General features: G+C 71.2%; 26 protein-coding genes. 18 read left to right on the top strand and 8 right to left on the bottom strand.

Features of this window, described 5'->3' with window-relative positions; all coding sequences use genetic code 11:
* Positions 1–99: 99 nt before the first annotated feature.
* From OUQ99_RS28220 to OUQ99_RS28255, 8 genes are all read left to right on the top strand, one after another.
* Entirely contained in the window at positions 100–399 is a 300-nt protein-coding gene (locus OUQ99_RS28220) for a hypothetical protein (RefSeq protein WP_267946796.1), read from the top strand.
* 25 nt (positions 400–424) lie between these two features.
* A complete protein-coding gene (locus OUQ99_RS28225) occupies positions 425–796 on the top strand; it encodes a DUF6507 family protein (RefSeq protein ID WP_267946797.1) in 372 nt (123 codons plus the stop codon).
* Positions 797–914: 118 nt separating this feature from the next.
* Positions 915–4,151: a hypothetical protein gene (locus OUQ99_RS28230; RefSeq protein WP_267950535.1), complete on the top strand. Its 3,237-nt coding sequence runs from the start codon at positions 915–917 to the stop codon at positions 4,149–4,151.
* Complete coding sequence (locus OUQ99_RS28235) at positions 4,148–5,032, top strand: immunity 49 family protein (RefSeq protein WP_267946798.1); 885 nt, start codon at positions 4,148–4,150, stop codon at positions 5,030–5,032. Before OUQ99_RS28230 ends, OUQ99_RS28235 begins: the two co-directional genes overlap by 4 nt.
* 18 nt (positions 5,033–5,050) lie before the next feature.
* Complete coding sequence (locus tag OUQ99_RS28240) at positions 5,051–5,446, top strand: hypothetical protein (protein ID WP_267946799.1); 396 nt, start codon at positions 5,051–5,053, stop codon at positions 5,444–5,446.
* Between the two features lie 102 nt (positions 5,447–5,548).
* Positions 5,549–5,998, top strand: a complete 450-nt coding sequence (locus OUQ99_RS28245; RefSeq protein WP_267946800.1) for a hypothetical protein — start codon at positions 5,549–5,551, stop codon at positions 5,996–5,998.
* A gap of 217 nt (positions 5,999–6,215) precedes the next feature.
* Positions 6,216–6,917 (top strand): hypothetical protein, encoded by a 702-nt coding sequence (locus tag OUQ99_RS28250; RefSeq protein ID WP_267946801.1) that lies wholly within the window; start codon positions 6,216–6,218, stop codon positions 6,915–6,917.
* A 213-nt stretch (positions 6,918–7,130) separates the two neighbouring features.
* Positions 7,131–7,325, top strand: coding sequence for a hypothetical protein (locus tag OUQ99_RS28255; protein WP_267946802.1), 195 nt, complete (start codon positions 7,131–7,133; stop codon positions 7,323–7,325).
* 72 nt (positions 7,326–7,397) lie between these two features.
* Here OUQ99_RS28255 and OUQ99_RS28260 read toward each other — a convergent pair whose 3' ends face one another.
* The gene (locus OUQ99_RS28260) at positions 7,398–7,673 is read right to left on the bottom strand and encodes a MerR family DNA-binding transcriptional regulator (RefSeq protein ID WP_431061459.1); all 276 of its coding nucleotides are present in this window, start codon (positions 7,671–7,673) and stop codon (positions 7,398–7,400) included.
* A 100-nt stretch (positions 7,674–7,773) separates the two neighbouring features.
* Positions 7,774–8,301 (bottom strand): ATP-binding protein, encoded by a 528-nt coding sequence (locus tag OUQ99_RS28265; protein WP_267946804.1) that lies wholly within the window; start codon positions 8,299–8,301, stop codon positions 7,774–7,776.
* Between the two features lie 180 nt (positions 8,302–8,481).
* Between OUQ99_RS28265 and OUQ99_RS28270 the strand changes: the two genes are divergently transcribed.
* From OUQ99_RS28270 to OUQ99_RS28280, 3 genes are read left to right on the top strand one after another with little or no spacing between them, the layout of a single operon-like run.
* On the top strand, positions 8,482–9,309 hold the full coding sequence (locus OUQ99_RS28270; protein ID WP_267946805.1) for a helix-turn-helix domain-containing protein: 828 nt from the start codon (positions 8,482–8,484) through the stop codon (positions 9,307–9,309).
* Positions 9,296–9,481, top strand: coding sequence for a DUF397 domain-containing protein (locus OUQ99_RS28275; RefSeq protein ID WP_267946806.1), 186 nt, complete (start codon positions 9,296–9,298; stop codon positions 9,479–9,481). The genes OUQ99_RS28270 and OUQ99_RS28275 overlap by 14 nt, the downstream gene beginning before the upstream one ends.
* A gap of 23 nt (positions 9,482–9,504) precedes the next feature.
* Positions 9,505–9,675, top strand: coding sequence for a DUF397 domain-containing protein (locus tag OUQ99_RS28280; RefSeq protein WP_267946807.1), 171 nt, complete (start codon positions 9,505–9,507; stop codon positions 9,673–9,675).
* 132 nt (positions 9,676–9,807) lie between these two features.
* Here the strand turns inward: OUQ99_RS28280 and OUQ99_RS28285 are convergent, their stop codons facing one another.
* Positions 9,808–10,617, bottom strand: a complete 810-nt coding sequence (locus tag OUQ99_RS28285) for a DUF1963 domain-containing protein (RefSeq protein ID WP_346660221.1) — start codon at positions 10,615–10,617, stop codon at positions 9,808–9,810.
* A gap of 323 nt (positions 10,618–10,940) precedes the next feature.
* Between OUQ99_RS28285 and OUQ99_RS28290 the strand changes: the two genes are divergently transcribed.
* Positions 10,941–11,483 carry a hypothetical protein gene (locus tag OUQ99_RS28290; protein ID WP_267946808.1) on the top strand — a complete coding sequence of 181 codons (543 nt, stop codon included), beginning with the start codon at positions 10,941–10,943 and terminating at the stop codon, positions 11,481–11,483.
* A complete protein-coding gene (locus tag OUQ99_RS28295) occupies positions 11,480–11,956 on the top strand; it encodes an ATP-binding protein (protein WP_267946809.1) in 477 nt (158 codons plus the stop codon). The genes OUQ99_RS28290 and OUQ99_RS28295 overlap by 4 nt, the downstream gene beginning before the upstream one ends.
* Positions 11,957–12,007: 51 nt before the next feature.
* On the opposite strand, the gene OUQ99_RS28300 is transcribed toward OUQ99_RS28295, so the two are convergent.
* Positions 12,008–12,757, bottom strand: a complete 750-nt coding sequence (locus OUQ99_RS28300) for an alpha/beta fold hydrolase (protein WP_267946810.1) — start codon at positions 12,755–12,757, stop codon at positions 12,008–12,010.
* Between the two features lie 92 nt (positions 12,758–12,849).
* Between OUQ99_RS28300 and OUQ99_RS28305 the strand changes: the two genes are divergently transcribed.
* From OUQ99_RS28305 to OUQ99_RS28320, 4 genes are all read left to right on the top strand, one after another.
* The gene (locus tag OUQ99_RS28305; protein ID WP_267946811.1) at positions 12,850–13,398 is read left to right on the top strand and encodes a TetR/AcrR family transcriptional regulator; all 549 of its coding nucleotides are present in this window, start codon (positions 12,850–12,852) and stop codon (positions 13,396–13,398) included.
* A gap of 223 nt (positions 13,399–13,621) precedes the next feature.
* Positions 13,622–15,517: a protein kinase domain-containing protein gene (locus tag OUQ99_RS28310; protein WP_267946812.1), complete on the top strand. Its 1,896-nt coding sequence runs from the start codon at positions 13,622–13,624 to the stop codon at positions 15,515–15,517.
* A gap of 234 nt (positions 15,518–15,751) precedes the next feature.
* Positions 15,752–16,042 carry a hypothetical protein gene (locus OUQ99_RS28315; RefSeq protein WP_267946813.1) on the top strand — a complete coding sequence of 97 codons (291 nt, stop codon included), beginning with the start codon at positions 15,752–15,754 and terminating at the stop codon, positions 16,040–16,042.
* Between the two features lie 185 nt (positions 16,043–16,227).
* A complete protein-coding gene (locus OUQ99_RS28320) occupies positions 16,228–18,147 on the top strand; it encodes a rhamnogalacturonan lyase (protein ID WP_267946814.1) in 1,920 nt (639 codons plus the stop codon).
* A 186-nt stretch (positions 18,148–18,333) separates the two neighbouring features.
* Here OUQ99_RS28320 and OUQ99_RS28325 read toward each other — a convergent pair whose 3' ends face one another.
* Positions 18,334–19,104, bottom strand: coding sequence for a DUF1963 domain-containing protein (locus tag OUQ99_RS28325; RefSeq protein ID WP_267946815.1), 771 nt, complete (start codon positions 19,102–19,104; stop codon positions 18,334–18,336).
* Positions 19,105–19,296: 192 nt separating this feature from the next.
* Between OUQ99_RS28325 and OUQ99_RS28330 the strand changes: the two genes are divergently transcribed.
* Positions 19,297–21,216, top strand: a complete 1,920-nt coding sequence (locus OUQ99_RS28330) for a S9 family peptidase (RefSeq protein ID WP_267946816.1) — start codon at positions 19,297–19,299, stop codon at positions 21,214–21,216.
* A 157-nt stretch (positions 21,217–21,373) separates the two neighbouring features.
* Here OUQ99_RS28330 and OUQ99_RS28335 read toward each other — a convergent pair whose 3' ends face one another.
* Genes OUQ99_RS28335 through OUQ99_RS28345 form a run of 3 tightly spaced genes read right to left on the bottom strand, consistent with a single transcriptional unit; the run spans position 21,374 to position 23,534 of the window.
* Positions 21,374–22,267, bottom strand: coding sequence for a hypothetical protein (locus OUQ99_RS28335; RefSeq protein WP_267946817.1), 894 nt, complete (start codon positions 22,265–22,267; stop codon positions 21,374–21,376).
* Positions 22,260–22,649 carry a hypothetical protein gene (locus tag OUQ99_RS28340; RefSeq protein ID WP_267946818.1) on the bottom strand — a complete coding sequence of 130 codons (390 nt, stop codon included), beginning with the start codon at positions 22,647–22,649 and terminating at the stop codon, positions 22,260–22,262. Before OUQ99_RS28340 ends, OUQ99_RS28335 begins: the two co-directional genes overlap by 8 nt.
* Before the next feature lie 45 nt (positions 22,650–22,694).
* Complete coding sequence (locus OUQ99_RS28345) at positions 22,695–23,534, bottom strand: immunity 49 family protein (RefSeq protein ID WP_267946819.1); 840 nt, start codon at positions 23,532–23,534, stop codon at positions 22,695–22,697.
* Between the last annotated feature and the right edge of the window lie 5 nt (positions 23,535–23,539).

Raw genomic sequence — 23,539 nt, forward strand, 5'->3', positions numbered from 1 at the left:
GGGAGGACAAGGACGCGCGACGGGGATGATTCCCGAACCGCACGCGGCTAACGTGCGTCCTATCCCCCGGAGGAGGACTCCGGAGAAGGAGGGGTGGAAGTGAAGTTCGACGTGGTCGACCCGAGCGACGAACAGGCCATCCTCGACGAGGAGGCGGCCCCCGGCGAGCAGGGGGCCGAGGACGAGCCCCTGCCCCCGGGCGTCCATCCCCGGCTGGACCGGGCCGCCCGTCAGATGCACACCCGGATCAGCGCCGACCTCGGTACCCTCGGCGAGAGCCTGAACCGCCTGCACGCGCACATCGAGACCGCGCGGAGCCGCGAGACCGAGGACGCCCCGCAGGCCCCGCCGCCCACGAACTTCCGGGCGGGCGCCTTCTCGCGCCCCCCGTCCCCCTGATCCCCGTCCTGGTGAGGAGAACCCCGTGTCAGCCTGGAACATCCTGCCGTCCGAGGTCGGCGGCGTCCTGACCACCGTCGCCGGACACATCGGCGAGGAGGGCGGCAGCGAGGGCCTGGTCGGCTCCATGACCTCGACCGAGACCCTGCTCACGAGCATCAGCGGCGAGGCGAACAGCGCCCCCGTCAGCATGGCCCTGGGCGAGTTCGCCGAGCACAACTTCGGCCTCATGGGCGACATGGCCGGGGTGACGGTCAGCGCCGTCACCGGGGCCAGCGAGGCCACCACGCACTACGTCAACGGCAACCTGGAGATGGCGGCCGAGGCCCAGCAGAACGCCGGCGTGCTCCCGGAGCCGGAGCCCGAGCGTCCGGTGTACGGCCCCCACGTCCCCTAGGCGCCGCCGTACCCCCGGCCCCTGATCCCGGCCCTGTTCCATCTCCCCGGTTCCCTGCCCCGGAGACCCCTACCCCGACTCGCTCCGGATCCCAGATGGAGACGTCCACGTGACCGAGATGTGCACGCCCACCGGCGGCCTGATCAACCCCTCGATGTTCCCCGTTCCCACCGCCGACCCCGCCGAGCTGGAGACCCTGGCGGGGCAGCTCCGCACGGCCGGGACGACGGTGTCCGGGATCGGGGCCGACATCAAGAGCGCGTGGTCGGGCCTCTCCGGCTGCTACACCGCGCCCGAGTCCGGGACCCTGCTCGCGGCGGTCGACTCCGTCGCGACCGACGGGGACTCGGTGGAGACCTCGACGGGCAAGGCTGCCACGGCCCTGGAGACCTTCGCCGAGGCCGTGCGCGACATCAAGGGCAGGTGGGCGACCCTCACGACCGACTCGAACGCCTTCCTCAACTCCATCGACACCAGCAACGACGACTGGAAGCAGGCCGACGGCTTCTGGAACCGGCTCGTCGGCAACGAGAGCGACAAGGTCGGGGAGCACCAGGCCCTCCTCGACCGCGCCGACGCCCTGCGCCAGGAGTACGAGCAGGCGGAGCGGGACTGCGCGAACGCCATCAACGCCGACATCCCCGGCCGCACGAGCTTCGTCTCCGCGAACGCGGACGGCAGCCCGCCCGGGGCGAACGAGTACCAGCACGGGTTCGACGGGTACCTGGGCGACGTCGACATGGCGTGGGGCGGCTCCCAGGAGACCGACCACGGCTGGTGGGTGGACGCGGGGTCCGCGGTCAAGGACTTCGGGGTGGGCATCGCCGAGGACGTCGGCGGGTTCGTCGGCATCCACAACTCCGACGGCTGGTTCCAGGGCAGCTGGGGCGACAACCTGTGGGAGTACCACGAGGGCAACCTCCAGTCGGCGGCGTCGCTGGTGGGCATGTACGACGCCGAGAACGACAGCTGGGGCTTCCAGGGCTGGGAGCGCACCGGCGAGATCGCGGGCGGGGCGTGGAAGGACGCCGCGCACGCGGTGGTGCCGTGGGAGGAGTGGGGCGAGCGGCCCGGCTACGTGATCGGCACGGCCCTGCTCAACATCGGCGCGACGGTGGCCGGCGTGGCCCTGTCCGCCACCGGCGTGGGCGCGGTCGTGGGCGCGCCGCTCCTGGCGTGGCGCGGTTCGGCGATGCTCAACCGGATGGGCGGCGACGGCCCGAGCGTGAACACGCCGGACATACCGGAGTTCGACGTGAACAACCTCAACCTCGGCATCCCCGGCCGGTTCGGCGGCAGTGGCTCGCCCACGTTCGACTTCGACATGAGCGACCTCGACACCGGCTCCTTCAGCCCGTCGCAGCTCGGCGAGATGCGGGCGGCGCTGGACCGGATCAACGGCGGCAGCACCGGCGGGACCGACCCCGTCCCGGACGGGACGCCGGACAACCGCCGGGTCACCCCGGTCAACAACAACGGCGACGACGGCGCGGACAACCCGTCCCGGAACCGCGACGCCACCGCGGACCAGCTCCAGGCCACGGACGACTTCCTGGACATCGTCAACAACCCGGAGAACGCCGACTTCGGACGCGAGGTCACCCAGCGCAACCAGGCCGAGATCGACGAGGTCGACCGCAACGCCAAGACCGGCCCGAACCGCGAGGGCTCGTGGGAGGGCAACGACATCGAGCCCGACCGGCCCGACCTGGAGAACGACCCGGCCCGGGTCCCGGTCACGCCGCGCGGCGACACGATGGAGGCCGACCGGCCCCGCGACACCTCGGCGGAGGACGTGTACCGGCTCACCGGCACGGGGCCGCAGGACTTCGACACGCGGGCGGACACGGGTGACACGGGCAACGGCCCCGAGATGCGGGACCGCACGCCCACGGTCACCAACAGTGTCGACAACGGCAATGGCAACGGCACGCCGGGGAACGGGGACACCGGCAGCACCGGCAACACCGGGCCCGTCTCCAACGACTCGTCCGGCGGCGAGGGCGGCTCGGGCGGTGACCGTCCCGGGATCCCGGGCTCCCCCGACTTCCACGGGGGTTCCGAGGGGAACTCGGGCGGCGGCTCGGACTCGGACGGCCCGGACGGCTCCCGGGGCGACGGGAGCGGCGACGGCGAGCGCCCGTCGAGCCCGACCACTCTGGAGGAGTTCCAGGAGCACACCTGGGGGGACAAGGACGACCCCGCCAATCAGCAGGCCTTCCGCGACGACCTGCGCAGGCTCCTCAACGAGGACCAGGACGGCCGCGCGTACAACGACTTCTACAAGGAGTACTACAAGGAGGGCAACGGCCACCGGAAGCACGCCGACACCACGATCGGCCCGGACGAGTGGCAGCTCCCGCAGATCAGCCGTGCGGACAGCAACAGCGACTGGGTCCCGTTGGAGGCCGCCGAGCAGCCCCGGTTCCTCGGGGAGAAGACGGAGCTCCGCCTCGACGGTGACGAGTTCAGGCGGACCGACCTGGCGCCCGAGGAGCTCGCACGGCGCAACCAGCTCAGGAACGACCTGGGCGGCCTCGACCACCTCGCCCACGACAGGCGTGTCTCCATCAACGCCTCCATGCGGGCCCGGGACCACCTCGCGGCGATGGAGGAACTGCACGGCGAGTACAAGGACAAGGGGCCGAACCACCCCCTCGTCGAAGAGGCGAAGCAGAAGTACCGGGAGGCGCACAAGTACGCCACGGACGTCGCTGAGGACTTCGGCGAGGAGACCGCCAGGATCGGTGCCCGGCACGAGTTCGACGGCAGCACGATCCACGACGGAAACGGCGATCCGGTGATGCGCCACGTCGTCGACGAGGACGGCGACACCGTCTACGGAGACGACGGCAAGCCCGAGCTGACGGAGCTGCGGCCGAACCTGGACGGCGCGGAGGAGATCAGCCCTTCGCCGTTCGCGCCGAAGAACGGCAACGACCAGTTCGACCAGGTCTACCGCACCGTGGACGGCGACATCGTCATCGTCGAGGCCAAGAGCAGCACCAAGACCGATCTCGGGGAACGCAACGTCACTCCTGCGGGCGAGGACCCCAGGCGGGTGAGCCAGGGTACGCGCGCGTATGTGGAGGACATTCTCAGGGTGATGCGCGAACGCGGCGGCCAGGCGGGCAACGCCGCGGAACGCCGCCTCGCCGAGGAGATCCTGGACAAGCTGGACCAGGGCCGGGTGACCTACGCGGTGTTCAAGGGCGACCCGGTCGACGTCTACCGCCAGGACTCCAACGGGCAGTACGTCACGGACGCGGACGGCCGGAGGGAATGGACCGGTGATTCCCGCGCCAACGGCTACGATCACCAGATCTTCGACCTCTCCAACAAGGAGGCTTCATGACCGCTTACGTCTCCCGGCACGAGATGGACCACGGGATCGATGAGGAGGAGATTGCCTACCAGGTGAAGCGCCGGGCGAAGATGGTCCAGAAGACGGTCCGGAACGCCGCGAACATCGGACTGTGGCTGGGTCCCGTGCTCCAGACCGCGGAGGAATCCCTCCTGGTGGATCCTCCGGCCCGCGATCTGGAGACCTGGGAGGCCTGGACCGTCGCGATGCAGTTCCACAACGCGGTCTTCGCCCTCTCCGAGGCCGAGAAGGGCAGCACGGTCGAATACCTGATCGACCAGCAGGTCCGCACCCTGGAGTCCCCGGGCCTGATCCACACCGCCAACGTCGGCACCTGGCAGACCGCGTTCTTCCTCGCGGTCACCTGCCGCGCCAACACCCACGCCGAAGCCCTGTGCCGCATCCCCACCGAACGCCTGCGTCGAGCAGGAGAGGCCGGGGGCATCACCCACAACGAGTTCAGCTTCCACTGGACCGCCGCGCTACAGGCCTACGTCAACGGCACCGACGACCTGGCGGCCGAACTCCGCCGGGCCATGGAACTCTCCGACCCACGCCGGGGCGCGTTCGGCGGCGAATACCTGGACCTGGTCACCTTCCCCCAGATGGACGTCTTCCGCCTGCTGCTCATGGGAGACGCGGCGGCCTTCAACCAGGTACTCGCCGAGGCACTGGAATCCTTCAAGCGCTACCAGACACGCGAGGACGCCCCCGCAGGCGTCCACGGCGTCGTCCCCCTGGGACTCCTTGCCATCGCCTGCCTGGCCCACGACAAGGCCCAGATCGATCCGGACTTCTCCCTCGACGTGGAATCGGAGTACCTGCCCGAACACATCGTGAAACGATCCTGGTACGGCGAGTTCCCCGTCTGACCCAGGAGGCCGTACGCGGTGGGCCACCTCGTCGAGCACACTCGGTCGAACAACGGCCGGAGGTGCCCGGACCAGGGGAGGACCGGTAACGAAGGGGCCGAGGAACACCTCGACCTCAACGACGACAACGACGCTTCCCCGGGCGCTCCCCAGAACCCCGAATTCCGTGCGGAGAATTCCGACGGGAACGGCGGGCACCTCATCGAAACGCAGTTCTTCGAAGCTGGCGAGCGCCTGAACCCGGCGCCCATGCTGGAGAACCCGAACCAGTCGAAATCGGCGACGGACACGCACAGGGACAACTACTACAAGCTTGAGGAGGAATGGGCTCGGCTGACCCAGAAAGACCCTGCCACCGGACTTCCTAAAGCACAGGTCAGCGCTAGGATCAGGGTGAGTACGCAGCCGACATGACAACTCCGAACAGGATTCGGACAGACCACTCGATCAACGGGGTGCCACAGAAACCGGTCCGGATCTCCAATATCCCGGAAATGAACCGAGGAAAAGGAATCCATGGCCACGCAGGCACTCACAACCGAAGAGCAGCAGGAGATCCTCCGCAGGATCGGAGGCATTCTTCTGGGCCTCGCCCCTGACGGCTGGACGGAGATCCGGTGCCACTACAGCGGGCTGGTCGGGATCTCCACGATTCACACGGAGGCCGCCGTCAGGGACGGCGCGATCCACAGGATCGACCCGCCCGACTCGGTGTGGGACGAGATGGACAGGCTCCGGCCCGGCATGTACAGCGAGGGCAAGGGGACCTGGTTCTCCGCGGTCTACACCATCGAGCGCCCGGCCCGTTTCCACGTCACCTATGACTACGACAACCCGCCGGAGTTCGACGTGCCGCCCTCCGACGGCTCGTTCGTGCTCGAACAGCGGCACTTCCCCAGGTCCGAGGAGAACATCCCCGAGTGGATGCGGGAGAGGATCCGCAGCGCCGGCGAGATGTCCGAGTAGGCGGGTACGGGCGCCGTCCCGGAACCCCGCAACGGGGTCCGGGCCCGGGGCTCCGTGGACCGCACGGTTCCCGCCGCCCGGACGGCGGGTCGGCTGCCAGAACCCCTGTCCCACCGGAACTCCCGTGAACCGGACGGGAGAAGTACGGATCGTAACCGGCGAACAGGAAGCGTCGGCCCGCCCAGGGCCGCGTCCGCCGACACCAGGGAGTGACAGCATGGCCGAGGTCCGGTTGGAGATGGGCGAGCACCCGCTGTCCCCGGAGACGCGCCGACGCTTCCCCTGGGCGCGGAGGCAGCCCCCGTACACCCGCGCCGAACTCAACCAGGTCGTGGCGGAGGCCGATGCCATGAAGCGGGAGTGGCTCTCCGCCCGCGCCGAGCTCAGCGGCCTGGTGCCGCGCCTGGAGGAGTCCGAGCGGGCCGCACGGGCGTCGGCCCCGGATTCCCGGGGGACGGCCGGGGAGGTCGCGGGCTTCCTCGCCCGGGGCAGGACGCTGCTCGCGGCGGGGGACGATCCCGAGCAGGTGGCCGGATACGCCGACGCGGGGAGGAGGTCCTTCGGCGAGCTGGTCCGCCTCCTGGCGCGCGGCGTCCGGCCCGCGGAGATGAGGGCGCTCAACGCCGTCGGCCGCATGCGTGCGGGCACCGAGACCCTGCGCACGTCGCTCACCCGCATGCGGGTCCTGTGCGACCGGGTCGAACAGGCCGGGGCCCGGTGGCCGGGAGGGGCGTCCGGGGGCGGGGCCTCGGTGTCGGCCACCCCGCCCGGCGCCGTGCGCGGAGTCCTCGCGGACCGGCCGGTCGCGCGCGCCGGTGGCGGACGCGGGGCCGGGGCCGCCGCTCCGGCGGCGCCCTCCCTCCGCGGGCGCGTCCCGTCGAACGGCTCCGGGGAGCACCGGGTCCCCCGGTCCCGCTGACCGCCCCGCCTCCTCCGACGCGGGTCCGCCCCGGCTGATCCGACGCCTCGGCGCGTCGGTGCGGAGCGACCTCCCCGGGTGCGCGCGAGCCCCGTGACGGGACCGTGCACGGGTCGGCGGGGCGGACAGGAGGCGTTCCCGGGGCGCGACCGTCCCATCACGACTACTCTTGGTCGTTCAACGAATCCTCCGAGTGATCGACCGTGGAGAGACATGCGCCTGCGAACCCTTCTGGCCGCCACCGCCCTCACCGCCGCCGCACTGGCGGTCGGCGCCGGCACGGCCGTCGCCGACGAGACCCTCGACCAGGCCTGTGCGGCCGTGGGCGGGGTGCTCGACCACCCCCTCTCCCCCGTCTCGCTCAACACCACCACGAGCCTCCCCGTGGACTGCCTCGTGGCGCCGTAGCCGGACCCGCCCGCGCACCGCGACCGATCGACCTTCCCCGCCGGCCCCGCCCCCGCGGGGGTCGGCGGGCGTTCACCCCTCGGCGTCCAGTACCGCCATGAGCCGGGCGATCGTGGCCGCCTCCTCCCGCGCCCCGATCTCCAGGGCCCGGTCGTGGACCTGCCGCAGGGTGGAGACGACCTCCTCCAGCGGCGGCACCGGGACGGCCAGCTGCTCGACCAGGGTCCTCGGGTAGCGCCGGTGCCCCCCGAGTGTGCGGAGCGACATGAGCCGCCCCTCCCCCTCCCACCGGATGAGGGTCTTGGGGTCCACGCCGAGGACGCGCGAGGCCTCACGCGGGGTCAGCAACCTCTCCACCGGTCGTACGGAAACGTCTGGGGCGGGGTTCTCCGGGGCTCGCTCCGCCACCGGTCTCCCCCTTTCTTGTCGCGTCGTCACGGGCGGCACCTCAGATCCGGGCCTGCGGCCGGTCCAGCTCGAACCACACGGTGGTGCGGTTCCGGTCGTGGAAGGTCCCCCACCTGGCCGCCTGGACGTGCACGAGGCGGAGCCCCAGGCCGCCCTCCCTCTCCAGGTCGAGGGGGCGCATGTGCGGGGTGGAGCCGGCCTCGCCGCGCGGCCCCTGGTCGATGACCTTCAGCTGGACGCGGTCGGGGAACCAGTGGACGGTCACGGTCACGTGCCCTCCCTCGTCCCCGCTGCGCGAGTGGGTGATGGCGTTGTTGAAGAGTTCGCTGACCAGGTACTGGGCGGTGTCGGCGGTCGCGGGCGGCAGGACCGTGGCGATGCGCCTGCGCAGGACGGCGGCCTGTTCGGGGCGTCCGGCGACGGCCAGGGCGTGGCAGTCGGGGACCCCGCAAGTGCGGTCGAGCACCATCGGCGCGCGGTCGTCGGGGTCCGTGACCCGGCGGGGCAGGGGCTCGGAGCCGCCGGTGTCGGGCTCGCGGTTCGGCACAATGCGGATGGCTGGTCGCACCTGTATTCCCTCCCTGGGTCGGCCACTACGCGCGTGGCCCGTGGCACCACCCTGGGGCCGCCCGTGGGCGGGTTCCAGCGAAATCACCGAACGGTCACACTTAGTCGTTACAGGCTCTATCGGGTCGTGTCCTGGTCTTGCATGGGTCGTAGTGGCGATAACCCGGAAATGGGAGTCGTAGTGAGCCTCAAGGCCAACCCCAGGCGCAAGACCCTGGGCAGGAAGATCGCGGCGGCACGGAGCCAGGCCGGAATGACGCAGGGACAGGTGGCCAAGGCGCTGAAGGTCGTCCAGTCCACGGTGTCCGCGTGGGAGAAGGGCAGGCGGAGGCTGCCTTCGGACCGGGCGGAAGAACTCGATGCGCTCTTCGATTGCGGCGGTGCGATAAATCGGGCCTGGAACGCGGCGAACGAGCCCGACGCACTACCGCCCTGGTACACGGAGGTCGGACAGCTGGAGCGGGAGGCGACCGAACTCCGGGAGTACCAACCGGTGATCTTCCCTGGACTGATCCAGTGCGAGAACTATGCGAGGGGACTGCTCTATGACAGCGGTCCTTGGTTCTCGGCAAAAGAGGTGGACCAGATGGTCACCCTGAGGATGGCTCGTCAGGAAGTCTTGGTGAAGCCTGAAAGCCCTCCGCTGGTGTCGATCGTGGTGGAGGAGCCGGTACTTCGTCGAACTGTTCAAGGTGGCAAGGGCGTGCTCCTGGAACAGCTGAGCCGCGTCGTTGGGTTAATCGAGAGGGGCGAAATCCGCTTCCAGGTCATCCCGAGCGACGCGGAGTGCCATCCGGGCGGTTCGGGGCCCTTTCGTCTCTACACGTTCCCCGACAAACCCGTGGTGGCCTCAGCCGAACACATGGAAGGTGAGCAGCTCATGGATGGCATGATGCAGGTGCAACACTGCGCGACGCTCTTCGGCGTTCTCCAGGCCGAAGCGCTGTCGCCCCGTGCGAGCCGGGAACTCATCAGGAAGGTCAGGGAAGAACTCGATGACGAAGCGTGAGCCCCACTGGCACAAGAGCAGCTACAGCGGTGCCTCGGGGAGTTGCGTCGAGGTCGCGGAGGGGAAGGCTGTTCTGGTGCGCGACACCCAGAACCGACCCCTCGGCCACATCGACTACACCGCCGAAGCGTGGGCATCATTCCTGCGCGGGGTGACCACCCACCGCGCCTGAGCCGACGAGGCAGAGGAGCCACCGTGAACGCCTGGCACAAGAGCACCCACAGCGGCGAAGCGGGCAGATGCGTCGAGGTCGCCGAAGGAGAGTCGGTCCTGGTGCGCGACACCGAGAACCGACCCCTCGACCACATCGACTACACCCCCGAGGCCTGGGCGGCGTTCCTCGGCTCCACCACCCTTCTCCCCTGATCCCGGACACGACGACGGCCGACCAGCCCTCTGGTCGGCCGTTCTCCCGTTCCCGCCCCATGACGGGGTGCCTCCGCCGACGCACGCCGTCCGGCTGACGGGCCGACGCCCTCGCCCTCTGGGTTCACCCGGTCAGTGGTACTCCCACATGACCACTCCCGCGCCCGCAAAGTCCCTCTTCTCCAGGTCGCTGCGCCGGATGATCCAGAACGGGCAGCCTGTGCAGTCGGGGTCCGCCTGCATGGGGTACTGCGCCTGGGCCAGCAGGACCCACTCCTCCTTCGCCCTCTCCTCCGGTGACTGCATGACGGGCGGGTCCTGCGGGGAGTAGGCGTAGCCGCCCAGGAGCAGATCGACCGCCCACACCTGCTTCCGCTTGTCGTGGTGTTCCAGGCCGTACTGCCGGTAGACCCGTCGGAGCTCCGGGTCCTGGAGGGCGTCGTCGCCGTCCGTCGGCAGACTCAGGACGGTCCGGGCGTAGAGCGGGCGCGGGTCCGTCTGGGGGGTGGCCCAGTACGCGGCCCCCTCCTCGTCCTCGATCTCCCCGAGGTCCTCGCGCAGGGGCTGGGGAGACCGTTCCTCCGTGACCGTCCCGACCGGGACGTACACCACGTAGTCGCCGTCGGCGGGCTCGTCGTCGTCGAGCGGGTCGTGCTTGTTGGCGAAGAACAGCAGGTGGCCGTCCTCCGGCAGCGGGATGTCGAGGGCGTCCCGTGGAAGGGCCGCGCAGTCGACCGACGCGACCAAGTGCGGGTAGGAGCCCCATGCGGCGTCCGGGGGAAGGGAGGGGAGACCGCCGTACCGCCCGGCCAGGACCCCGCCGTCCTCCGCCGAGGACGTCAGCTCGATCTGGGGGCGGGCGAGGCCGAGGGCCAGGTCGATGGCGTGTTCGGGCACACCGGCCTCGCGGGCCGCCTGGCGATACTGCTCAGGACTGTCCATGCCGGACATGCTGCCCCATTCGGCGGACACTCCGCCGCGCTCCGCACACGCCCCGGAACCAGGCCCCCGGGTCCCGGGCGGCGGCCCTCGACCCAGAAGCCCATATCCCCTGATCACGGACATAAAAACGGCCCACCGGCGAACCGGTGGGCCGTTTTCTCAACTTTCCCCGCCTTACTTTCCGATACCTCCCCCGCCCCACCCCCCGACCCCCTAATCTCTGTCTCGACAAGCCACCTGCACCAAATGACCCCGCAACGGCTGAACACCGTTCGGGGTCGTGGCCAGCAAGTCACACCTCTTTAACCACAAGGAATGCCAGCATGCGCCAGTTTAGCGCTGCGGCCCTGACCCCTGCCTTTCGGCTGGTCACGGCCCTGTTCATCGCCCCTCGCGGACGCCACGCCTCCCCCGGGCTGTTGCGCCGCCGCCGGTCCACCCGGGTCCGCCGCTACGCGCCCGTTCCCGTTCCGGCCCCGGTGGCCGCGCCCGACACCGCCACGGCCGCCGCTCCGACCCCGGGGACCCCTCCCCGCCCGGTGCGGGACCTGGCTCCCCCGCGCCACACCTGCGAGGCCGGGGACGTCGCCCTCGTCCGGCCCTACTACGAGGCCCATGAGCGGGAGAGCGAGCGCGAACGGGCGCTGCTCCGCGTCCAGGCCGAGGCCAGCGCCCGCCTCCACGGCTGGGTCCCCCGGCCCCGCACCTCCGGCGACCTCCTCGCCGCCCCGTCCCCGCTGCCCCTCGCTGCGTACGGGCCGCCGGTTCCGCTCGCCGGGACCGCGACCCCGGAGACCTGGGACGACCTGGCCGCCGCCACCCACGGGTGGGGCGGTCGGCGGGCCCGTCAGGGGGTCCCGGCATGAGGCCCCGCGTCTTCTGGGAGCACCGCGTCTACCCCGGGCACCTGTCCGGGCTGGGCGGGGTCCGCGCGGACCTCGCCGCCGACCTGGCCGGGTTCGATCCGGACACGGTAGACACGCTCACCCTCGTCACCAGCGAACTCTTCGCCAACTGCTGCAAGTACACCGACTCCGGCCACGAGGGCGGCGAGGTCCTGCGCGCGCTGTCCATGCCCGACCCGGGCACCCTGCGCGTGGGCCTGTCCGACTTCGGCGGGGGCGGCGGCGTCCCCGCCGTCCCCCGCGAGCGGACCGCCGACGAGTGGGACCGGGCGGAGGGGCAGCGCGGCCTGCTCATGGTCGAGAACCTGGCCTCCGCGTGGGGCCACCACCGGCTCGCGCCCTGGGCCGACCTGGGCACCCACGTGTGGGCGTCCCTGACCTTCGACCCGGCCGGGGTCCCGCCGGGCCTGCGCCCCTACGTGTTCACCCGCTGAACCGCCCCGGGGGGTCCCCGTCCCGTCCGCCGCGACGGGGACCCCCGGGGCTCAGCCGGGCAGCGAGTCCCAGAACCGGCGCAGGACGGCCGCGCCCCGCTCGGGGTCCTGGAGCATCCAGTAGTGGGTCAGCCCGTCCAGCTCCTCGTACTCCGCCCCCAGCTGCCGGGCCACGTCCCGGTCCTGGTCCGGGCGGGCCATCGGGTCCCCGGTCGGCACGAGCACGAGCCCGCGTGCCCGGACGGGCCCCTCGAACCCCTTGCCCCAGTCCGCGTGGAAGTTGGGCCACGCCGACCGGTAGAGCGCCAGGATGGCGGCGCTCATCACCTCGTCGTGGGCGGCGTCCACCTCCTGCGCGAGTTCCGCGCTCATGCCCCGGGACCGGAGCACCTCCCCGAAGGTCGCCCCGCTGCCGGGGACGGCCTCGCGCAGCCCGGCCAGCGACTCCTCCCCCTCGGGGCTCTTCTGCCACAGCGTGGCCGCGTCGTGCCACGTGTACCCGGGGTGCCAGCCGTGGGCGACGTCGGAGACCCAGCTGCGGACCGGGACGTCGTGGGCGGAGACCGCGCGCATGGCCAGGTGGGCGCCCCAGTCGTGGCCGACGAGGTCGACGGGCCCGCCGACGGCGCGGAGTTCGTCGGCCAGCCAGGCGGCGTACTCCTCCTTGCCGTGCATGCCGTCCGGCCGGGCGCTGCCGAAGCCGGGCAGGCGCAGGGCCACGCTCGGCTCGGGGACGAGGGCGCGGACGGCGTTCCAGAGCGACGGCGTCTCGGGCACACCGTGGACGAAGACGATGGTCATGCGGTTCCCCCCAAGGAAGTTGATAAGCTATCGATTTCACCGTAGCACGAGAAGTTGATGAGTTATCGACTTCCTGGACCCGGGGGGCAGCCATGCGGGCGGACGTCGCGCGCAACAACCAGAAGATCTTCGAGAAGGCCCGGGAGGCGGTCGGCGCCGGGGAGACCGACCTCAAGCTCAACGAGCTGGCCCGCCGCGCGGGGGTCGGCGTCGGCACGGTCTACCGCCTCTTCCCCACCCCGCGGGCGATGCTGGAGGCCGTGGTCGAGGAGGCGGTCACCGACCTCAACCGCGTGGCGGCCGAGGCGGTGGCCGACCCCGACCCCCGGCGGGGACTCGACGCCTTCCTCCGGGCGGCCCTGACCGCGGCGCTCGACCAGCCCGGCCTGTTCGACGTCCTGATCACCGTCGAGGACGAGCGGGAGTCCCTGCGCCAGGCCAAGGGCGAACTCGTCGCGGCGGCCTCGCGGCTCCTCGAACGCGCCCGCCCTGAGACGCCCCTGACCGGGGAGAACCTGCTCAAGCTGCTGTGCGGGCTGATCCACGCGGTCACCGAGCACCCGGCCGAGCGCCGCCGGGCCGCCGCCGACGCCTACCTGCTCCTGCTCCGGAACGGCCTGGTCCCCGACCCCTCCGCCTGAGGCGCGACCGGCCCGCCCGCCTCTCCCGATGATCTTGTACTTATAGCGAGGTTGGGCGCCCAACCTCGCTATAAGTACAAGATCATCGGGGGGTGGGGCGGCGGGCGGCACGGGGGCGCGTCGGGGCCCGCCCTGGCCGGATGCGGGCACAAAGCCCCACAGGGGCGGATTTCTGGGATCATCAGGCCGTTCGAACACACGACCTCTGGCGGAGCGTGAAGCCATGGCCACCCCCCTGCGCGACGGCGACCCCCTCAGGATCGGCCCCTACCGGCTGGCGGGACGGCTGGGCACGGGCGGCATGGGGAGGGTGTTCCTGGGGCGCTCACCGGGAGGACGCCTGGTCGCGGTCAAGACCGTGCACCCCGAACTGGCCGAGGACCCCGAGTTCCGGCGGCGGTTCGCCGCCGAGGCGACCGCCGCGAGGAAGGTGGGCGGGTTCTACACCGCGCAGGTCGTGGACGCCGACCCCGACGCCGACCCGCCCTGGCTGGCCACCGCCTACATCCCCGGCCCCTCCCTCCACCGTGCCGTGGCCGACCACGGGCCGCTCCCGGCCGAATCGGTGGCCGTGCTGGGCGCAGGGCTGGCCGAGGGCCTGGCGGCAGTGCACGCCTGCGGGGTGGTGCACCGCGACCTCAAGCCCGCCAACGTCGTCCTCGCCGAGGACGGGCCCCGGCTCATCGACTTCGGCATCGCCCGCGCCCTGGACGCCACATCCTTCACCCGGACCTCCACGGTGCTGGGAACGGCGGCGTTCATGTCCCCCGAGCAGGCGCGCGCCCTGCCGGTGGGCCCGGCCTCGGACGTGTTCTCGCTGGGGTGCGTGCTGGCCTTCGCCGCCACGGGGCGCAGCCCGTTCGGGCAGGGCCCGGCCCACGCGGTGGCCTACCGGATCGTGCACGAGGCCCCGGACCTGGACGGCGTCCCGACCACCCTCGCGCCCCTGGTCGCCCGATGCCTGGCGAAGGGGCCCGACGACCGCCCCGGGGTCGGCGGGGCGCTGGAGGAGCTGGCCGCGCTCACGGCCTCCCTGCCCGCGCCCGCCCACGAGCGGTGGCTCCCCGAGGAGCTGACCCGGGTCGTCGCACGCCGGACCCTCGCGCTGACCGCCGTCGTCCCGGCGGCGGACGTTCCGGAGGAGGCCGCCCCCGCCATGGGAACCCCCGCCATGGGAACCCCGGCCGGGGGTGTCCCGGAGGGGGACGCCCCGGCCCGAGGAGTCCCGGGAGGGGACGCCGCCCCCGAGGGGCGTGCCGCGCGGGGAGGCCGTCCGGGGGGAACCGTCCCGGAACCGGTTCCGGCGTCGGGCGGCCACCGCGGAACCGCTCCGCGCCCGCCCGGCGTCCCCGCCCCGGGCCACCCGGTCGATCCGGTCGGCCCCGACGGACCGCCGGCGCCCCTGCTGGTCCACGAACGCCGCCGTGCACGCGGCGAGGCCCCGCCGCGTCCGCCGCGCGGGGAGCAGGCCGCCGTCCACTGGCTGCTCGTCCTCTTCGCGCTCGCCGCCGCGGTCGCGGTCGTCCACCAGCTCGTCGTGGCGGCCGAATCGGGCGTGGAGCTGAGCGGCCACGCCTATGCGGCGTCGAGGGAGCTGTGGGGGTGGCGGACCTTCGCCCTCGCCCTCTGGTACGTCCAGATCGCCCTGGGCGCGGGGCTTCTGGTGGCCTGGACGGTCTGGTTCCTGCGCGTGCGCACGCTCGCGGAGTCGTTCGCCCCCGGGCGTCTGCGCTACCGCCCGCGCATGGCGGTGCTCGGCTGGTTCGTCCCGGTGGGCAACCTCTGGCTCCCCAAGCAGATCGCCGACGACGTCTGGCACGCCTCCAGCCCCGCGGACCGGGGCGGGCGCACGGCCCCGGCCGGGGTGGTCCACCTCTGGTGGGCGCTGTGGCTGCCCGCCCTGGCGACCTGGCCCCTGTTCTGGACCCCGTGGGCGCTGATGATCGAGGAGAGGCACGGGATCGGCGACTTCGGCTCCATCGAGGTGTACGAGTTCGAGTTCCTGCCGATGGCCTGGGCCGCTCTGGCCGCACACGCGGTGGCGGTACCGGCGGCGGTCGCCGCGGCCGTCTTCGTGCGGCGGCTGACCGACATGCAGGCGGCCAGACTCGGCGGCTGACCGCCCCTCGCCCCGGGACCGGTCCTGCGCAGCGCCCGCCCGTGTCCTCCGTGGCCCGGCGCAGGCCCCGGCCCACGGAGGGCGGGCGGTCCGGCCACCGGGCCACCCGGTCGAAGAGAATTCGGTCGCTTGCCCCGTATGCGGCGTGACCTGCACCCCAACAGCGCGCCGGGCGGTTTCTCGACTTGCGTACGTGGACATTATGTGCTCAATACATCACCCAAAGTGATCGGAATGCCCGTGAAGCACACCATGGCCGCACTGCTCCTCACATCCTTCTCCACCCTCGCCCTCGGGGCCGCTCCGGCGCAGGCCGCCGGGGGCTCCCTCGTCATCAACGGCACGGAACACCGGGACCCCCGGGGCTGCTACGACACGGACCGGTGGCCCCTCGTGGTCGACAACCGGACCGACGGCCCGGTCCACGTCTTCTCGGACCCGGGCTGCACCGGCAGATACGTCACGACGGTGGACCCGGGCGAGCGGAAGGTCGACGAGCACGGCCAGAGCGTCCACGTCGCCTGACCCCGCCCGCCCCCGCGCCGACGGGGGCGGGCGGCGGCGCGTCCGGTTGCGGGGATTCCCCCGGAGTCGCCGCCGTGTTACGTTCTGTTCCCGACACGCTTGGTAAGCGCTTGCCTACATGCGTGCCGACCCCCGGCGGAGCGGGGCCGCACACCCCGCCCGCGACCCCCCGAGAGAAGGAACCCATGCCACCCCCCGCTCACCGACGGCGCCGGACCGCCGTCACGGCAGCCACGGCCGCCGCGCTGGCCCTCGGCGCCGGCGCGCTCACCCTCACCGACACCGGAGGCGTCGTGACCGCGACGGCCGCCCTCACCTCCGCCTCCTCCGACACCTCCGACGCCCCCGCCGGGGCACGCGTGGCCGAGCGGCTCGACCGCGGCGTCGTCAGCGTCGGCGGCCCCGACGGCAACCTCGTCACCTGGCGGCTCCTCGGCGGCGACGACCCCGCCACCGCGTTCAACGTCTACCGCGACGGCGAGCTCATCACCCCCGAACCCCTCACCGGGGCGACCAACCACCTCGACCCCGACGCCCCGGCCGGCGCCGCCTACACCGTCGCCGCGGTCGTCGGAGGCCAGGAGCAGCCCCCGTCCGCGCCCTCGCTCGCCTTCGCGGACGGCCACCTGGACGTCCCCCTGGACCGTCCCGAGGGCGGCAGCGTCAACGGCTCCGCCTACACCTACGAAGCCAACGACGCCTCCGTGGGCGACCTCGACGGCGACGGCCGGTACGAGATCGTCCTCAAGTGGGACCCGACCAACGCCAAGGACAACTCCCAGAGCGGGCACACCGGCCCCGTGCTCATCGACGCCTACACGCTCGACGGCACCCGCCTGTGGCGCATCGACCTGGGCGCCAACATCCGGGCGGGCGCCCACTACACCCAGTTCCAGGTGTACGACTACGACGGCGACGGCAGCGCCGAGGTCGCCATGAAGACCGCCGACGGCACCCGCGACGGCGAGGGGACGGTCATCGGCGACGCCGGGGCCGACCACCGCAACTCCGGCGGGTACGTGCTCAGCGGACCCGAGTACCTGACCGTGTTCGAGGGCGCCACCGGCCGCGCCCTCGACACCGCCGACTACGCCCCCGGGCGCGGCAACGTCGCGGACTGGGGCGACAACTACGGGAACCGGGTCGACCGGTTCCTCGCCGGGACCGCCTACCTGGACGGCGAGAACCCCAGCATGGTGTTCTCCCGCGGCTACTACACCCGCGCGGTCATCGCCGCCTGGGACTTCCGCGACGGCGAACTGACGCGGCGCTGGGTGTTCGACTCCGACGACCCCGGCAACGGGGCCTACGCCGGTCAGGGCTTCCACAGCCTGTCCGTCGCGGACGCCGACGGCGACGGGCGCGACGAGGTCATGTTCGGCGCCGCCGCCGTGGACGACGACGGAACCGGCCTGTGGGAGACCGGCCACGGGCACGGTGACGCCCTGCACGTCGGCGACTTCGTCCCCGACCGGCCCGGCCTGGAGGTGTACGGCGTCGGCGAGAACACCGCCTCCCCGGACGCCTGGCTCGCGGACGCGGCCACCGGCGACGTGCTGTGGACCCTCGGCTCCGGCAACGACAACGGACGCGGCGTGGCGGGAGACGTCTGGGCGGGCAGCCCGGGGGCCGAGTTCTGGTCCTCCAGCGTGTCCGGACTGCGCGACACCGACGGCGACGAGGTCGGGCCCAAGCCCGGATCCGCCAACTTCCTGGTGTGGTGGGACGGCGACGGGAGCCGCGAACTGCTCGACGGGACCCGGATCGACGAGTACGACCCGGACGGGAGCACCCGCCTGCTCGACGGGGAGGGCGTCGCCTCCAACAACGGCACCAAGGCGACCCCCGCCCTGTCCGGCGACATCCTCGGCGACTGGCGCGAGGAGGTCGTCTGGCGCACCGCCGACAACACGGCCCTGAGGATCTACTCCACACCGCACGAGACGGACCTGCGCGTCCCGACCCTCGTGCACGACACCCAGTACCGGGTGGCACTGGCCTGGCAGAACACCGCCTACAACCAGCCGCCGCACCCGTCGTTCGCCCTCGGGGACACGGCGGCCGAGGGCGCCGGGGCGCCCTGGCCGGACATCCGCCACCCCTGATCCGTCGGCCCGGCGGACCGGCGACCCTGGTCCGGGTCCGGGTCCGGCGGGGCACGGCGGCCCGTCCCCTCGCGGGGCGGGCCGCGGTGCCCGCGGGCCTGTCGGCGGGTGGGCGGGAAGGCGGCCCGTCCGCCGACTGCCGCGCCGGGGCATGCGGGCCGGGGCGTGCGGAACGCCGGAACCGCCTCAGTGGTAGGTCAGCGTCACCAGGGCCGCCGCCGCGAAGTTCCCCGCCCCGAGCTCGTCGCGCCGGATGATCCAGAACGGGCACGCGGTGGTGCCGGAGACCCCGGGCATGTCCAGCTGCGTCTGGGCCAGCAGTACCCATCCCCCCTTCTCGTCCTCCGGGGAGGATCCCATGATCGGGGGGTCCTGCGGCGAGTAGGCGTACCCGCCCAGGATCAGGCTGTCTCCCCGGACCGGCCTCCTGTGGTCGTGATCGCCCAGCCTGTACTCCCGGAAGAGGCGCTTGGTCTCCGGGTCGGAGAGGACTGCGTCGTCGGCGCCCGACGGAAAACTCCGGACGGTCCGGGCGTAGAGGGTCTGCGGATCGAGGGCGGGGAGGGCGCCCCCGTCCCCGGGAAGCGCCCGTTCGGTCGTGGGCGTCCCGGCCGGGACGTGGATCACGGACCGGGAGTCCTCGATCAGCACGGCCCCCTCGGGGTCGGTCCTGTCGGCGAAGAACAGCAGGTGCCCGTCGCGCGGCAGCGGGAGGTCGAACCCGTCCGGGGGGAGGGCCGCGCAGTCGACCGTCGCGACGAGGTCCAGCCCGCCGCCCCACTCGACCCCCGCGGGGAGCGAGGGGAGACCGCCGTACCTCCCGGCCGGGACGCCGCCGTCGGCGTCCGACGTGGTCAGCTCGGTCTGGGGAAGGGTGAGGCGCAGGGCGTGGTCGATGACGTGTTCGGGGACGCCCTTCTCGCGAGCCGCGTCCCGATAGGTCTGGGGGTTGTCCATACCGGACATGCTGCCGCAGCCGGAGGACACTCGGCGCGGGCCCGGACCGCCGTCCCGCCGGATTGACCATGCCCCTGCGTCATGGTGTTGCGTTGGTTCCGGGGCCGTCCGCGGGAGGGCCCCGGGCAGCGGTGCGCACCGCACGGGGCGCGCCGCCCGCTCACGCGACGCCGACCCCGACTGGAGCACCGGATGACCCAGACACCCAGCCGAGAGTCCCTTCCGACCCTGTTCGACGTCGAGGAGTTCTTCGCCGACCCGGAGTTCGCCGGCGCGTCGATCTCGCCCGACGGAACCCGGATCGCCTACCTGGCGCCGAAGCACGGCCGCACGAACGTGTGGGTGCGCGGCGTCGGGGAGGGCCACGAGGACGCGGTGTGCGTCACGCACGAGACCCGGCGCGGCGTCCACACCTACCACTGGACCGACGACCCGCGCTGGCTCCTGTACCTCCAGGACACCGACGGCAACGAGGACTGGCACCTCTACCGGGTGGACCTCGACGCACCGGACGAGCCCGCCGTCGACCTCACGCCCATGGCCCCGGGCTCCCGCGTGGCCGTCGTCGAACCGCACAAGCCCTCACCCGGCAGCGTGCGGGTCTGGATGAACCTCAGGCCCATGCTCTTCGACGTGTTCCGGATCGACGTGGCCACCGGCGAGACGACCGTGCTCGTGGAACAGACCGACCCGACCAGCAACACCCTGGTCGACAGCGAGGGGGAACCGGCCTTCCACGTGGAGGTCGCCGACGACGGCACCCACTCCTTCTACGCGATCGACGGCGCGGAGGGGGACAAGCGCCTCCTGTCCCGGCAGGGCGGCGCGGAGTACCCGTACGGGCTGCCCCTCCAGCTGGTGACCCCGGACGGGAAGGGCCTGCTGCTCGGCTCCCACCAGGACTCCGACGACATGCGGGTCGTCCGCCTCGACCGGGAGACCGGCGAGGAGACCGTGGTCGCCGCCGTGGACGGGCACAGCCTGTGCACCATGGGAATGGTGGCCCCAGGCATGCCCCCCGCCCTGTACTTCAGCCGGCGCACCGGGGAGGTCCTCGCGGCCCGCTTCGTGGGAGACCGGCCCAGGATCGAGGTGCTGGACCCGCACTTCGCCGAGGTGTACGCCGAGCTGTCCAAGCTCTCCGACGGCGTGCTCGGATCGGTGTCCTCGGACGAGTCCGAGCAGCGGTGGGTCGTCTCCTTCGTCCACGACCGCGACCCGGGGGCGACCTGGTTCTACGACCACGCGACCCGGGAGAGCAGGCTGCTCTTCCGCCCGCACCCGGAGCTGGACCCCGCCGAGCTGTCCCCCATGACCCCGGTCCGGTTCCCGGCCCGCGACGGGCTGCCGCTGCACGGGTTCCTGACCCTGCCGGCCGGGACGGCGCCCGAGAACCTGCCCCTGGTGCTCCTCGTGCACGGCGGGCCCTGGGCCCACGACACGTGGTCCTTCGACAAGACGGTGCAGTTCCTGGCCAACCGCGGCTACGCGGTGCTCCAGGTCAACTTCCGGGGCTCGACCGGCTACGGCAAGCGGCACATCTCCGCCGCGATCGGCGAGTTCGCCGGGAAGATGCACGACGACCTCATCGACGCCGCCGACTGGGCGGTGGCCCGTGGCTACGCCGACCCGGCCCGCATCGGCATCGCCGGAGGCTCCTACGGCGGCTATGCGGCGCTCGTCGGCGTCACGTTCACCCCGGACTACTTCGCCGCGGCGGTGGACTACGTGGGCATCTCGGACCTGGCGAACTTCATGCGCACCCTGCCGCCGTTCCTCAGGCCCAGCATGGCCAACAACTGGTACCGCTACGTCGGCGACCCCGACATCCCGGAGCAGGAGGCCGACATGCTGGCCCGCTCGCCCATCACCATGGTCGACCGGATCCGCACCCCGCTGCTCGTCGCCCAGGGCGCCAACGACGTCCGCGTGGTCCAGGCGGAGTCCGACAACATCGTCGGGCCCCTGCGTGCGCGCGGGGTGCCCGTCGAGTACATCGTCGCCGAGGACGAGGGGCACGGCTTCGCGAACCCCGAGAACCAGGTGATGCTCCACCACGCCATCGAGAGGCACTTCGCGGAGCACCTCGGCGGGCGGTCCGGGGCGCTGTAGGACCGGCTGGTGGCGGGGTGGGGGTGAGGGTCGGGTGGGCGTGCGGACTACCCGGCCCCGCCCCGCGCCGCCTCGACCTGGTCGCGGTCACAGCGGGGCGCGCCGACGACGACAGACTTGAGGGCGCCTGACCGTTCAGGAGTCCTCGCGAGGGAAGCTACAGCCACGGAGCCGGGCGCTCCTCCCCGGTCTCGGGGTCCCGCAGCAAGCGCTCCGGAGGAAAGACCTCCTCCTTCACCATGTTCCCCGCCTCGTCCATCCCACGGAAGATGATGCGGTTGCCCAGCGCGTCGTAGATCGTCTCGGAGAGAAGCCTCCCCTCCTCGTCCCACTCGTGCCAGGGACCGACCGGACCGTAGGGATCTCGGGTAACCCCCTGGGTCACGAGTTTTCCGCTGGGCGACCACACAAGAAAAGGACCGTCCTCGGCCCCTTCCGCAAAAGTCCGCATCTCGGTCCGACCGGAACCTTCGACGAGCACCGCTTCGCCTGTATAGGCGACACCTTGATAAGTCACTCGGCTTTCGAAGTCCAACTCATCCATCCCGACAGCCTCCACATAGCCTTCACGCCCTGGTACGCCAGGACACGAAGGGACAGAGCGCCAAGGTCGGAAAATATTTTCCCCTGTCTCGGGATCCACAAACGGCATACGCGGCGAACTCTCCTCGAAGTGAACAAGGATTCCCGCTTCGTCCCATCGCCGCAGAACCCTCAGACTCCCGTCCGAGTAGTCCGAGACACCTTCTTCACGAAGCCTTCCGTTTTCATCCCAGAAGAAATATGGCCCAGTGGTGATATTTCCTACACGATTGGAATACTCAAGGGCCACACCGTGTTCATTCAGCAGGAAAACCGGACCGAGGGCGTAGCCCTTCACGAAGGTCTGGTAATGCGTGAACCTCCCGTCTTTCTCAACGGCCTGCCCGGTGAAACTTCCCCCTGGTATCCTGACTGAAATTTCATCCAGGTAATCGAGCTCTTCCGAATCAACTCGCCTCACGGGAACCAGAGCCTGCCCGACACGGCCTCGACCTGCTCCCTCAGCCAATCGGGGACGAACTCCTCGGCCCGGGGAAGGTCTTCAGGTCGTCCGCGAAACCCTCGGGGCTCGGGCGGAACGTGAAGTCCGGGTACTCGTCGTAGTTGAAGTCCACGCTGTAGTTCGAGGGGCGCTCGATCGTGTACTCGACCGAGAACCACGTCCCCTTCCCCTCCTGGTACATTCCCGCCCGCAGCCTTGCGAGCTTCGAGAGAACCGTGACCGGGCAGTCCACCATTTCGGACTCACCGTTCGAGTATTCAACCGTCAGACTGTCGGTTGCATATTTCGCAACAGCAGAATACTCGTAACGGAGTCGCCCCCAACCTTCAGGGGCAAAACCAAGAAGATCTCCACCGATCCCCTGAAGGATCTCCTGCTGCTCGATCAATCCCAATCCTCCCACGGGAAAAAATCCATTATTTCCCTACGGCGGTCAGGTAGGGAACTCTCCGTACCAGGACCCTTCCACGATGTGCTTGGGAAGATAATCCGACTCGACCTCGAGTTCGAAAGCGGGATCTACCTGACTGCGGTCGTGAGCCAGACAAGCCAACGCCAGGAGCCCCATAGGCACAACACCCGTCAAGGGGCCTTGGCCGGGACGATCAACGCTGTAGTAGTCCCTGAACCACTCCAACCCCTGTGTCAGGGTTTCGTTGAACTCGTCGGAGTCTCCCTTCAGAAGACACCTGAACACGTCCATCTGCGGAAAGGAGATCAGGTTCAGGTAGTCCCCGCCGAACGCGCCGGTGCGAGGGTCGGACAACTCCATCGCCTGGCGCAACTCTCCCACCAGAGAGTCACTGCCCCTGACGTAGGCCTGCAGCGCCGCAACCCAGTGGTAGGTGAACTCGTTGTACCTGGCACCGTCGCCCTCACCCGCTCGCCGGAGGAGGTCCACCGGGATCGAGCACAGGTTCTCCACACGCGTCCTGTCCCGGCACGTCACTGCCAAGTAGAACGCCGTCTCCCAGTTGCCGGCGTTCGTGAAGTACCTCGGCCCGATCCCCGTGATCCTCCTGACCTGGTGACCGAGTCGGCACTCGACCTCAGTGCCCTCGGGGCCCGTGGTCGCGGCGAGGGCCGCGCCGTAGTACTGCATCAGGGCGACCCAGGCCTCCCACGTCTCCAGTTTCCCCGCTTCCGGGTCCGCGACAAGAGCCTCCTTGGCGTACCTGTACATCGAATCGAACCACAGATCGAACGATGAGGCCTTCCGCACCACCGCATTGAAATGCTTTTCCCGCTTTTTGATGTTCTGTTCGAGCTTCACATCGT

Source organism: Streptomonospora nanhaiensis (genome assembly GCF_026642255.1).
In the GTDB taxonomy this organism is placed as follows: domain Bacteria; phylum Actinomycetota; class Actinomycetes; order Streptosporangiales; family Streptosporangiaceae; genus Nocardiopsis; species Nocardiopsis tropica.